Genomic DNA, 12,651 nt, shown 5'->3' on the forward strand with positions numbered 1-12,651 from the left:
GCTGACACTGCACTCTGCAATCCATATGAATTTGATAGGGAAGGAACACTACATGGCTCTTACTAAAGACCAACTGATCGCTGATCTGGCTGAAGCCGTAGACGCGCCGAAAACCACCGTGCGTGCACTGCTGGACCAACTGGGCCAAATCGTTGCCGATCAGCTGGAAAACGGCGGCGAACTCACTCTGCCAGGCGTTGGCAAGCTGAAAGTCACCGAGCGTCCTGCCCGTACCGGCCGCAACCCTTCGACTGGCGCTGCCATCGAAATCGCTGCCAAGAAAGTAATCAAGCTGGTTGTGGCCAAAGGCCTGACCGACGCGGTCAACAAGTAAGACCGCTGCAAGTAGAACCGTGCCAAGGAGCGATCCGGGCACGGTTTTTTATTGCCTTGAAAAAGCCAGTCAGCCTGGCATCGCGACCCTGATGTCTTATTGCTTGCGCAGCCAGCGTGCCTGGCGCCAGGCCTGTTGTTGCGCCTCGTCCTGAAACGTCCAGGCCACGAAGCGGCTCTGTTTCTGCCCTTGGGACATTTCCACCACCTGGCTGTGCCGCGCGCCGGCCTTTTTCAGCGCGGCCTGGATCGCCGGCAGGTTCGACGCCTTCGACACCAGGGTGCTGAACCACAGCACCTGCCCGGCCACCTGGGCGCTTTCGCTGATCAGTTGCGTGACGAAACGCGCTTCCCCTCCTTCGCACCACAACTCGGCCGCCTGGCCGCCGAAGTTCAGCACGGGCAACTTGCGCTTGGGATCCGCCTTGCCCAGTGCCCGCCACTTGCGTTGGCTGCCCCGGGTGGCTTCCTCCAGGGAGGCGTGGAAGGGCGGGTTGCACATCGTCAGGTCAAAGCGCTCGGCGTCATCGAGCAGGCCGAGCAAAATCTGTTTGCGCTGGGTTTGCTGGCGCAGTTGGATGACTTTGTTCAACCCGTTGGCTTGCACGATGGCCTTGGCCGAGGCGATGGCCGTGGGGTCGATCTCCGAGCCGAGGAAGTGCCAGCGGTAATCGCTGTAGCCGACCAGCGGGTAAATGCAGTTGGCACCGGTGCCGATGTCCAGCACCTTCACCGCCGCCCCACGGGGGATTTCACCGTCGTTATGGCTGGCCAGCAGGTCGGCCAGGAAATGCACATAGTCCGCCCGCCCGGGCACCGGCGGGCACAGGTAGTCGGCGGGGATATCCCAATGGGCGATGCCATAGAAGGACTTGAGCAGCGCCCGGTTGAACACCCGCACGGCTTCGGGGCTGGCGAAGTCGATGCTCTCCTTGCCGTAGGGGTTGAGGATCACGAACCTGGCCAACTCGGGCGTAGACTTGATCAGCGCCGCAAAGTCATAACGGCCCTGGTGGCGGTTGCGCGGGTGCAGGCTGGCCTTCTCCCGTGGCGCCACGGTCTTGGCCTCGGTGGCGGGCTTGGGCTTTTGGCGGGCAGGTTTGGGCGTGCGAGGGGCGGTCATGGGCGAGTCGATTCGGGGGTGGCTCAAAAAGTGGCGGGCATTGTCCCACATCCATCCTGGTCTTGAGGCTTGCGCCGATTAAATGTGAGAGCGGGCTTGCTCGCGAAGGCGGTGTGTCAGTTAACCAATAGGCTGTCTGATCCACCGCTTTCGCGGGCAAGCCCGCTCCAACAACGGATTTTCGGTGGTCGGGAGAAAGTGCCGGGCAGGAAAAAGGAGGCCACCAGGGCCTCCTGCTTTCGTTGCGGCGTGTTGTTACAGGCTGGCAATCCGCGCGTGCTGTTCGGCCAGCTTGCCCAAGGCCTGTTCGGCCTCGGCCAGTTTGGCCCGCTCCTTCTCGATGACGTCGGCCGGGGCCTTGTCGACGAAGCCGGCGTTGGACAGCTTGCCGCCGACGCGCTGCACTTCGCCCTTGAGACGGCCGATTTCCTTGTCCAGGCGCGCCAGTTCGGCAGCCTTGTCGATCAGGCCGGCCATTGGCACCAGCACTTCCATCTCGCCGACCAGGGCGGTGGCCGACAGGGGCGCTTCTTCGCCGGCGGCCAGAACGGTCACCGATTCGAGCTTCGCCAGTTTCTTGAGCAGCGCTTCGTTCTCATTGAGGCGGCGCAGGTCTTCGGCGTTGGCGTTGTTCAGGAACAAAGTCAGCGGCTTGCCCGGACCGATGTTCATTTCGGCGCGGATGTTGCGCAGGCCCAGCATGAAGGTCTTGAGCCACTCGATGTCATCTTCGGCCGCTGGATCGATGCGGGTTTCATTGGCCACCGGCCAAGGTTGCAGCATGATCGTCTTGCCTTCGGCGCCGGCCAGCGGTGCGACGCGCTGCCAGATTTCCTCGGTGATGAACGGCATGAACGGATGCGCCAGGCGCAACGCCACTTCCAGCACGCGCACCAGGGTGCGACGGGTGCCGCGCTGGCGCTCGATCGGTGCGTTCTCGTCCCACAGCACTGGCTTGGACAGTTCCAGGTACCAGTCGCAGTACTGGTTCCAGATGAACTCGTACAGGGCCTGCGCGGCCAGGTCGAAGCGGAACTGTTCCAACTGGCGGGTCACTTCGGCTTCGGTGCGTTGCAGCTGCGAAATGATCCAGCGATCGGCCAGGGTCAGCTCATAGGCTTCGCCGTTCTGGCCGCAGTCTTCGCCCTTATCCAGCACGTAGCGCGCGGCGTTCCAGATCTTGTTGCAGAAGTTGCGATAGCCTTCGACGCGGCCCATGTCGAACTTGATGTCGCGGCCGGTGGACGCCAGGGAGCAGAAGGTGAAGCGCATCGCGTCGGTGCCGAAGCTGGCGATGCCGTCCGGGAATTCTTCGCGGGTCTGCTTCTCGATTTTCTTCAGCAGTTTTGGAGTCGGCTGCATCAGGCCGGTGGTGCGTTTCTCCACCAGCGCTTCCAGGTCGATGCCGTCGATGATGTCCAATGGGTCCAGGACGTTGCCCTTGGACTTGGACATCTTCTGGCCCTGGCCATCGCGCACCAGGCCGTGGACGTAGACCGTCTTGAACGGCACCTGCGGCGTGCCGTCCTCGTTCTTCACCAGGTGCATGGTCAGCATGATCATCCGGGCAACCCAGAAGAAAATGATGTCGAAGCCGGTGACCAGCACGTCGGTGGAGTGGAATTTCTTCAGGAACTCGGTCTGCTGCGGCCAGCCCAGGGTCGAGAACGTCCACAGGCCCGAGCTGAACCAGGTGTCGAGGACGTCGTTGTCCTGTTGCAGGGCCACGTCCGGCCCGAGGTTGTGCTTGGCGCGCACCTCGGCTTCGTCGCGGCCGACATAGACCTTGCCCGACTCGTCATACCAGGCCGGAATACGGTGGCCCCACCACAGCTGGCGGCTGATGCACCAATCCTGGATGTCACGCATCCACGAGAAGTACATGTTTTCGTATTGCTTGGGCACGAACTGGATACGACCGTCTTCGACCGCGGCAATCGCCGGCTCGGCCAAAGGCTTGGTGGACACGTACCACTGGTCGGTCAGCCACGGCTCGATGACGGTGCCGGAGCGGTCGCCTTTGGGCACCTTCAGGGCGTGATCGTCGACGCTGACCAGCAGGCCGGCGGCTTCGAAGGCCGCGACGATCTGCTTGCGCGCTTCGAAGCGGTCGAGGCCGGCGTATTCCGCCGGGATCTGGCCGTTGATGCTTTCGTTCAACGTGCCGTCGAGGTTGAACACCTGGGCAGCCGGCAGGACGTTGGCGTTCTTGTCGAAGATATTGAGCAGCGGCAGGTTGTGGCGCTTGCCGACTTCGTAGTCGTTGAAGTCGTGGGCCGGGGTGATCTTCACGCAGCCGGTGCCGAACTCGGGGTCGCAGTAATCGTCACCGATGATCGGGATGCGACGGCCGACCAGGGGCAGTTCCACGAACTGGCCGATCAGGGCCTTGTAGCGCTCGTCGTTCGGGTTCACCGCCACGGCCGAGTCGCCCAGCATGGTTTCCGGACGGGTGGTGGCGACGATCAGGTAATCCTTGCCTTCGGCGGTCTTCGCGCCGTCGGCCAATGGGTACTTCAGGTTCCACAGGAAACCTTTCTCGTCATGGTTCTCCACTTCGAGGTCGGAAATGGCGGTGTGCAGCTTGGTGTCCCAGTTGACCAGGCGCTTGCCGCGATAGATCAGCCCGTCCTCGTGCAAGCGCACGAAGGCTTCCTTCACCGCTTCCGAGAGGCCGTCGTCCATGGTGAAGCGCTCGCGGCTCCAGTCCACGGACGAGCCGAGGCGGCGGATCTGGCGGCTGATGTTGCCACCGGACTCATCCTTCCATTCCCAGACCTTCTCGAGGAATTTTTCGCGGCCCAGGTCATGGCGATTCTGGCCCTGGGCTTCGAGGCGGCGCTCCACCAGCATCTGCGTGGCGATACCGGCGTGGTCGGTGCCCGGCTGCCACAGGGTGTTGCGCCCCTGCATGCGACGGAAACGGATCAGGGCGTCCATGATCGCGTTGTTGAAACCGTGGCCCATGTGCAGGCTGCCGGTGACGTTCGGCGGCGGGATCATGATGGTGTAGGAATCGCCCGCGCCTTGCGGAGCGAAATAATTCTCGGACTCCCAGGTGTTGTACCAGGAAGTTTCAATGGCGTGCGGCTGGTAGGTCTTATCCATGCGCGGCGGGACCCTATTGGCATTTATTCAGGAAAAGCCGGCAAGTATAGCCCTGCGGGCAGAGGCAAGCTATAAGCTGCAAGCTGCAAGAGGAGAAGCTGGCTTTTGCTTTTGCTTTTACTTGCGGCTTAAAGCTTGGCGCTTGTAGCTGCGGCGAGCAGCCGCTCCATCCTGGCATCCAGGCGACGTTTGAGCTCGGTCTCGATGTGCGGGGCGAAGTCGTCGATGACGTCTTGCAGGATCAGTTGCGCGGCGGCGCGCAGTTCGCTGTCCAGGTGCAGCAAGGCATCAGGCCCCTTGGGCTCGGCCTTGGCAGCGGGCTGGGGTTCGGGTTGGCCGTTGATCGGGTCGAACAGCAGCGGGATCTGTTCTTCGTGCGCAGGTTCATGCACGACCGTGTCGGTCAACAACGGCGGCTGCAGGTTGTCGTCGCCGAGCAACTGGCGGATCGACTCGAGGTCATCCAGCAGGTGCGCGGGCTTTTGCGGTGGTTTTGGAGTGTCCATCGTAGGCTCAGAGTCGCTGTAAACGGTGGTCTTGCAGAGGATAGCCCTGTTCGCGGTAGAAACGGAAACTCTCCCGCGCGGCTTGCCGGATGGCCGGGTCTTCCACCACCACTTCCGCCACCCGGGCGAAGCGCGAGGCGAAGGCCGGTACTTTCAGGTCGAGGTTGACCAACAGGTCCTGATGCTGGCCGCAATCGGTCCCCAACCCCAGGACGATCAGCCCTTCGGGCTCGCTCTCGGCCGGGCCGTGGGGCACGAAGCTTTCGCCCTTGAAGGCCCATAGGCGCGCATCGAGGTCGTCGCGCTGGGCTGCATCGCTGCAATGCAGGTAGATGCAGTGGCCCATGCGCCAGGCCTTTTCCGTGAGCTTGCAGGCAAAATCCAGCCGTGCCGATGGATCGGCACTGGGCAGGATATAGAAATCGACTTTGGTCATTGCGGTTCCTGAGCCGCTGCCGGCGTCACCCGTGGGCAACGCCGGCGACGGTCATTGGTGTCAGGCCTTGGCGCGGTCCAGCAGGTATTGGGTCAGCAGGGGCACTGGACGACCGGTGGCGCCCTTGTCCTTGCCGCCGCTGGTCCAGGCCGTGCCGGCGATGTCCAGGTGCGCCCAGTTCAGGTTCTTGGTGAAGCGCGACAGGAAGCACGCTGCGGTGATGGTCCCGGCTTTCGGGCCACCGATGTTGGCGATGTCGGCGAACGGGCTGTCCAGTTGTTCCTGGTACTCATCGAACAGCGGCAGTTGCCAGGCGCGGTCATCGGCCAGTTGGCCGGCGTTGAGCAGTTGGCCAATCAGCTCGTCGTTGTTGCCCAGAAGCCCGGAAGTATGGGCGCCGAGGGCGACGACGCAGGCGCCGGTCAGGGTCGCGATGTCGATCACCGCCTGCGGCTTGAAGCGCTCGGAGTAGGTGAGGGCGTCGCACAGCACCAGGCGGCCTTCGGCGTCGGTGTTGAGGATCTCGACGGTCTGGCCGCTCATCGTCGTGACGATGTCGCCTGGGCGCGAAGCGGTGCCGCTCGGCATGTTCTCGGCACAGGCCAGGATGCACACCAGGTTGATCGGCAGTTGCAGTTCGAGCACGGCGCGCAGGGTGCCGAACACACTGGCGGCGCCGCCCATGTCGTACTTCATCTCATCCATGCCGGCGCCCGGCTTGAGGCTGATGCCGCCGGTGTCGAAAGTGATGCCCTTGCCGACCAGTGCATACGGCTTCTCGGATTTCTTGCCGCCGTTGTATTGCATGACGATCAGGCGCGGCGGCTGGGCGCTGCCCTGGCCGACGGCGTAGAACGAACCCATGCCCAGGTCCTTGATCTTCTTCTCGTCGAAGACTTCGACCTTCAGGGCCTTGTATTCCTTGCCCAGGGCCTTGGCCTGTTCGCCGAGGAACGTCGGGTGGCAGATGTTCGGCGGCAGGTTGCCCAGATCGCGGGTGAAGGCCATGCCGTTGGCGATCGCGGTGGCGTGGGTCACGGCGCGCTGGACCTCGGCCTGGGCGGCCTTGATGGTCAGCAGGGTGATTTTCTTCAGGGCGCGCGGTTCGGCCTTCTGGCTCTTGAAACGCTCGAACTGATAGTCGCCGTCCACCAGGGTCTCGGCCAGCAGGCGGTTCTTGCCGTAGCTGTCGCGGCCCTTGACCACCAGTTCGTCCAGCGCCAGGGTGGCTTCGCCGCCGCCCAGGCCCTTGAGAGTGCCCAGTGCTGCGGCAATGATCTTGCGGAAGGGACGGTCGCCCAGCTCGGTGTCCTTGCCCACGCCCACCAGCAGCACGCGCTCGGCCTTGAGGTTGGGCAGGCTGTGCAGCAACAGGCTCTGGCCGACCTTGCCGGCCAGGTCGCCGCGCTTGAGCACCGCCGAGATGGCGCCGCCACTCAGGGCGTCGAGCTGGGTGGCGACGACGCCGAGCTTACGGTTTTCGCCGACGGCAACCACCAGTGTGGCGGTTTTCAACGTTTCTGGGCTGACGCTTTTTACAACCAGTTCCATGTTCGGATCCCTGAGTGATTGGTCAAGATGCCAGGCGCTGACTGTGGCGAGGGAGCAAGCTCGCTCGCCACCCGTCCTGAGTGAAGCAGTCACGGTCGCGCCGGCGACAAAGGCCGCAGTTTGAACCCCGGCGCCCGAGCCTGACAACCCTCGGCGACGCTAACTTCACGGCTTTAAGCAGCGGCTTAAAGCGTGCGAAGTGACAGGCGCCTCCAATCACAGGATAATGCGGCTCTTTTTTCGGCGGCGCGCTGTGGTGGGCCGGCTCGATCTGTTCGCTTGTTTGGCCACCTTAGGTTTTTGTCTGAAAAGTCGCGCAGGCACTTTTCGTGCAAACCCTAGCCTGACAATCCTGGAGTGTCTGGTGTGATCGTCTTTCGTTATCTATCCCGCGAAGTCCTGCTGACCCTGAGCGCGGTCAGCGCCGTGCTGCTGGTCATCATCATGAGCGGGCGCTTCATCAAATACCTTGCGCAGGCGGCTTCCGGTGCCCTGGACCCGGGCTCCCTGTTCCTGATCATGGGGTTCCGCCTGCCGGGCTTCCTGCAACTGATCCTGCCGCTGGGCTTGTTCCTCGGTATCCTGCTGGCCTACGGCCGCCTGTACCTGGACAGCGAGATGACCGTGCTCTCGGCCACCGGCATGAGCCAGCAACGCCTGTTTCGCATGACGCTTTTCCCGGCCACGGTGGTCGCGCTGTTGGTGGCGTGGCTGAGCCTGAGCCTGTCGCCCCAGGGCGCCAACCAGTTCCAGTTGCTGATCAACCAGCAGGACGCGATGACCGAATTCGACACCCTGGTGCCGGGGCGCTTCCAGGCGCTGCGCGACGGGACGCGGGTCACCTATACCGAACAGCTGTCGGACGACCGGATCAACCTGGCCGGCGTCTTCATCACGCAAAAGAACCTGTCTTCCGACGGTAGCAAGGACCGCGGCATTTCCGTGCTGGTGGCCGAGAAGGGCAAGCAGCAGATCAGCCCCGAGGGCAATCGCTACCTGATCCTGGAAAACGGCTACCGCTACGACGGCAAACCGGGGCAGGCCGACTACCGAGCCGTGAAGTACGACACCTATGGCGTGTTGCTGCCCAAGCCCGAAGTCAGCGAAGAAGTCACCGACCGCGACGCCATGCCCACCGCCAGCCTGCTGGGCAGCGATGACATTCGCGCCCGTACCGAGCTGCAATGGCGCCTGTCGCTGCCGCTGCTGGTGTTTATCGTGACCCTCATGGCGGTCCCGTTGGCGCGGGTCAACCCACGCCAGGGTCGTTTCCTCAAGTTGCTGCCGGCGATTCTCCTGTATATGGCTTACCTGACCATCCTGATTTCCGCCCGCAGTGCCCTGGAGAAAGGCAAGATCCCGCCCACGCTGGGTCTGTGGTGGGTGCATGGGATATTCCTGGCCATTGGCCTGGGGCTGCTCTATTGGGAGCCTTTGCGCCTGAAGCTGGCCAGTCGTCGCAGCGCGCTGGAGGTGGCCCGTGGTTAAACTCGACCGCTACATCGGCAGCAGCGTGTTCATGGCGATCCTCGCGGTACTGGGGATCATCCTTGGCCTGGCGACCCTGTTTGCGTTCATCGACGAGATGAGCGACGTCAGTGACACCTACACCCTGGTAGACGTGGCCAGCTACGTGCTGCTGACCGCGCCACGCCGGCTCTACGACATGCTGCCGATGGCCGCGCTGATCGGTTGCCTGATCGGCCTGGGCAGCCTGGCCAGCAACAGCGAACTGACCATCATGCGCGCCGCGGGCGTGTCCATCGGTCGGATCGTCTGGGCGGTGATGAAGCCGATGCTGGTGCTGATGCTGGTGGGGGTGCTGATCGGTGAGTACATCGCCCCGGCCACCGAGAACACGGCCCAGGCCAATCGCTCCCTGGCCCAGGGCGGCGGCGATGCGCAAAGCGCCAAGCATGGCCTGTGGCACCGCCAGGGCGACGAGTTCATCCATATCAACTCGGTGCAACCCAACGGCATCCTCTATGGCGTGACCCGCTACCGGTTCGACGACCAGCGGCACATGCTTTCGTCGAGCTTTGCCAAGAAGGCCAACTTTGCCGAGGACCACTGGCAACTGAGCGACGTCACCACCACCCTGTTCCACGACAAGCGCACCGAAGTGGTTGCCGCGGCGCAAGAGCGCTGGGACGTGTCCATCAGCCCGCAATTGCTCAGTACCGTGGTGATGGCGCCCGAATCCCTGTCGATCACCGGTTTGTGGGGCTATATCCACTACCTGGCCGACCAGGGCCTTAACAACGGCCGCTACTGGCTGGCTTTTTGGGTCAAGGTGTTGCAGCCGCTGGTGACCGCCGCGCTGGTGTTGATGGCGATTTCCTTCATCTTCGGCCCGTTGCGCTCGGTGACCCTTGGTCAGCGGGTGTTTACCGGTGTGCTGGTGGGCTTCACCTTCCGCATCGCCCAGGACCTGCTCGGCCCGTCGAGCCTGGTGTTCGGCTTCTCGCCGCTGTTCGCGGTGCTGGTACCGGCAGGCGTGTGCGCCCTGGCCGGGCTCTGGCTGCTGCGCCGGGCGGGTTGATTCAAACTCAGGGCGAGCGGGCTTCTGTGGCGAGGGAGCTTGCTCCCGCTGGGCTGCGCAGCAGCCCCAGGATCTATCAGCCGCAGGGGGCCGCTTCGCAGCCCGGCGGGAGCAAGCTCCCTCACAACAAACGCTCATCGACAGGCGAACGTGACGCTCGCGCGGTCTATCAGGTACAATCGCCGGCTATTTTTCGGCGGGCTATGCCTGCAGCCTTTTTGAGTGTTGACCCGTGAGTGATTTGAGTCATATCCGCAATTTCTCCATCATCGCCCACATTGACCATGGCAAGTCGACGCTGGCCGATCGCTTTATCCAGATCTGCGGCGGCCTGGCCGAGCGTGAAATGGAAGCCCAGGTGCTCGACTCCATGGACCTCGAGCGTGAGCGCGGGATCACCATCAAGGCCCACAGCGTTACCCTTTACTACAAGGCTCGCGACGGCATCACCTATCAGCTGAACTTCATCGATACCCCCGGCCACGTTGACTTCACCTATGAAGTCAGCCGGTCGCTGGCGGCCTGTGAAGGTGCGCTGCTGGTGGTCGATGCCGGCCAGGGCGTCGAGGCACAGTCGGTCGCCAACTGCTACACGGCCATCGAGCAGGGCCTGGAAGTCATGCCGGTGCTGAACAAGATCGACTTGCCCCAGGCCGATCCGGACCGTGTGAAGGAAGAAATCGAGAAAGTCATCGGCATCGATGCCACCGACGCCGTGACGTGCAGTGCCAAGACCGGCCTGGGCGTGGACGAAGTGCTCGAGCGCCTGGTAGCCACCATTCCCGCGCCGACCGGCAACATCGAAGATCCGCTGCAAGCGCTGATCATCGACTCCTGGTTCGACAACTACCTGGGCGTGGTCTCCCTGGTTCGCGTGCGCCAAGGCCGCGTGAAGAAGGGCGACAAGATCCTGGTCAAGTCCACCGGCAAGATCCACCTGGTGGACAGCGTCGGCGTATTCAACCCGAAACACACCGCTACCACCGACCTCAAGGCCGGTGAAGTGGGCTTCATCATCGCCGGCATCAAGGACATCCACGGGGCGCCGGTCGGCGATACCCTGACCTTGAGTTCCACCCCCGACGTCGATGTGCTGCCCGGCTTCAAACGTATCCAGCCCCAGGTCTATGCCGGTCTGTTCCCGGTCAGCTCCGACGACTTCGAGGATTTCCGCGAAGCCCTGCAAAAGCTGACCCTGAACGACTCGTCCCTGCAATACACCCCGGAAAGCTCCGACGCCCTGGGCTTCGGCTTCCGTTGCGGGTTCCTGGGCATGCTGCACATGGAGATCATCCAGGAGCGCCTGGAGCGCGAATACGACCTGGACCTGATCACCACGGCCCCGACGGTGATTTTCGAGCTGTTGCTCAAGAACGGTGAAACCATCTACGTCGACAACCCGTCCAAGCTTCCGGACCTGTCGGCGATCGAGGACATGCGTGAGCCGATCGTGCGGGCCAACATCCTTGTGCCTCAGGAGCACCTGGGTAACGTCATTACCCTGTGCATTGAAAAGCGTGGCGTGCAGCACGACATGCTGTTCCTCGGTTCGCAGGTCCAGGTGACCTACGACCTGCCGATGAACGAAGTGGTGTTGGACTTCTTCGATCGCCTGAAATCCACCAGTCGCGGCTATGCTTCGCTGGACTATCATTTCGATCGTTACCAATCGGCTAATCTGGTGAAGCTGGATGTGCTGATCAACGGTGAGAAAGTCGATGCCCTGGCATTGATCGTGCACCGTGACAACGCGCACTACAAAGGTCGTGCATTGACCGAGAAGATGAAGGAACTGATTCCGCGGCAGATGTTCGACGTGGCAATCCAGGCCGCCATTGGCGGGCAGATTGTGGCGCGTACAACCGTCAAGGCGCTCAGAAAGAACGTATTGGCCAAGTGCTACGGTGGCGACGTCAGCCGTAAGCGCAAGCTGTTGGAAAAGCAAAAGGCCGGTAAAAAACGCATGAAGCAGGTCGGTAACGTGGAAATTCCACAGGAAGCCTTCCTTGCAGTGCTCAGGTTGGAATAGTTAGGTCCTATGTCGCTAAATTTCCCGCTGTTGCTGGTTATCGCCGTGTTTGTCTGCGGCTTGTTGGCGTTGCTTGATCTGTTGTTCCTGGCGCCCCGGCGCCGGGCGGCCATTGCCTCTTATCAGGGCAGCGTCAGCCAGCCTGACGGTGTGGTGGTCGAGAAACTCAACAAGGAACCGCTGCTGGTCGAATACGGCAAGTCGTTCTTCCCGGTGCTGTTCATTGTGCTGGTGCTGCGTTCGTTCCTGGTGGAACCGTTCCAGATCCCGTCCGGCTCGATGAAGCCGACCCTGGACGTGGGCGACTTCATCCTGGTGAACAAGTTTTCCTACGGGATCCGCCTGCCGGTGATCGACAAGAAGGTCATCGAGGTGGGTGACCCGCAACGCGGCGATGTGATGGTGTTCCGCTTCCCGAGCGACCCGAACGTCAACTACATCAAGCGGGTGGTAGGCCTGCCAGGCGACACGATCCGCTACACCGCCGACAAGCGCCTGTTCGTCAACGGCGAATCGGTGGCCGAACAGTTGCTCGGCTCCGAGCCGGGCACCTTGGGCAGCGCCGAGCTGTACAAGGAAAAACTCGGCGCGGTCGAGCACCTGATCCGCAAGGAGATGAGCCGCTATCGCGCGACGCCGGACCATTCGTGGACCGTGCCGGCGGGGCACTATTTCATGATGGGTGACAACCGCGACAACTCCAACGACAGCCGGTACTGGGATGATCCGAACATTCCCAAGGACCTGCTGGGCATGGTCCCCGACCGCAATATCGTCGGCAAGGCCTTTGCAGTCTGGATGAGCTGGCCGGAACCCAAACTCAGCCACCTGCCGAATTTCTCGCGGGTTGGCCTGATCAAGTAATCCCACACGGCGCTGTTGAACACAGCGCCGAATGCATTTCTGGAGCCTGCATAAGGCTGCCCGAAAGCTTGAAGCCAACGATAGTCAGGACGTTATTTTTGAACACAGCGTTAATTGTCCCAAGCCAACGGCGCTTTGCCGGCCTGGCAGTGGAATCCA

Annotated in this window: 10 protein-coding genes; 5 read left to right on the plus strand and 5 right to left on the minus strand. The window is 62.4% G+C overall.

Annotated features, from left to right (window positions below; translation table 11 throughout):
• Positions 1 to 52 precede the first annotated feature (52 nt).
• Positions 53 to 334, plus strand: a complete 282-nt coding sequence (locus tag V5F23_RS05115; protein WP_003178349.1) for an HU family DNA-binding protein — start codon at positions 53 to 55, stop codon at positions 332 to 334.
• Positions 335 to 430: 96 nt separating this feature from the next.
• Here the strand turns inward: V5F23_RS05115 and rlmF are convergent, their stop codons facing one another.
• The 5 genes from rlmF to V5F23_RS05140 all read right to left on the minus strand — a co-directional run bounded on the left by rlmF (position 431) and on the right by V5F23_RS05140 (position 7,057).
• Complete coding sequence (gene rlmF / locus V5F23_RS05120; RefSeq protein WP_047737118.1) at positions 431 to 1,456, minus strand: 23S rRNA (adenine(1618)-N(6))-methyltransferase RlmF; 1,026 nt, start codon at positions 1,454 to 1,456, stop codon at positions 431 to 433.
• Positions 1,457 to 1,711: 255 nt separating this feature from the next.
• Positions 1,712 to 4,564, minus strand: a complete 2,853-nt coding sequence (locus V5F23_RS05125; RefSeq protein WP_042731873.1) for a valine--tRNA ligase — start codon at positions 4,562 to 4,564, stop codon at positions 1,712 to 1,714.
• A 128-nt stretch (positions 4,565 to 4,692) separates the two neighbouring features.
• Positions 4,693 to 5,070, minus strand: coding sequence for a hypothetical protein (locus V5F23_RS05130; RefSeq protein ID WP_042731874.1), 378 nt, complete (start codon positions 5,068 to 5,070; stop codon positions 4,693 to 4,695).
• A gap of 7 nt (positions 5,071 to 5,077) precedes the next feature.
• Positions 5,078 to 5,506, minus strand: coding sequence for a DNA polymerase III subunit chi (locus V5F23_RS05135; protein ID WP_338497718.1), 429 nt, complete (start codon positions 5,504 to 5,506; stop codon positions 5,078 to 5,080).
• A gap of 60 nt (positions 5,507 to 5,566) precedes the next feature.
• The gene (locus V5F23_RS05140) at positions 5,567 to 7,057 is read right to left on the minus strand and encodes a leucyl aminopeptidase (RefSeq protein ID WP_042731876.1); all 1,491 of its coding nucleotides are present in this window, start codon (positions 7,055 to 7,057) and stop codon (positions 5,567 to 5,569) included.
• Positions 7,058 to 7,423: 366 nt separating this feature from the next.
• Here V5F23_RS05140 and lptF point away from each other — a divergent pair, with 366 nt between their 5' ends.
• The 4 genes from lptF to lepB all read left to right on the plus strand — a co-directional run bounded on the left by lptF (position 7,424) and on the right by lepB (position 12,492).
• Positions 7,424 to 8,545, plus strand: a complete 1,122-nt coding sequence (gene lptF / locus V5F23_RS05145; protein ID WP_042731877.1) for an LPS export ABC transporter permease LptF — start codon at positions 7,424 to 7,426, stop codon at positions 8,543 to 8,545.
• Positions 8,538 to 9,599, plus strand: coding sequence for an LPS export ABC transporter permease LptG (gene lptG, locus V5F23_RS05150; RefSeq protein WP_042731878.1), 1,062 nt, complete (start codon positions 8,538 to 8,540; stop codon positions 9,597 to 9,599). Before lptF ends, lptG begins: the two co-directional genes overlap by 8 nt.
• Positions 9,600 to 9,831: 232 nt before the next feature.
• Positions 9,832 to 11,628, plus strand: coding sequence for a translation elongation factor 4 (gene lepA / locus V5F23_RS05155; protein WP_042732745.1), 1,797 nt, complete (start codon positions 9,832 to 9,834; stop codon positions 11,626 to 11,628).
• 9 nt (positions 11,629 to 11,637) lie between these two features.
• The gene (gene lepB / locus V5F23_RS05160) at positions 11,638 to 12,492 is read left to right on the plus strand and encodes a signal peptidase I (protein ID WP_042732746.1); all 855 of its coding nucleotides are present in this window, start codon (positions 11,638 to 11,640) and stop codon (positions 12,490 to 12,492) included.
• Positions 12,493 to 12,651: the final 159 nt, after the last annotated feature.

The organism is Pseudomonas sp. WP18 (genome assembly GCF_036689585.1).
GTDB lineage: Bacteria > Pseudomonadota > Gammaproteobacteria > Pseudomonadales > Pseudomonadaceae > Aquipseudomonas > Aquipseudomonas chlororaphis_E.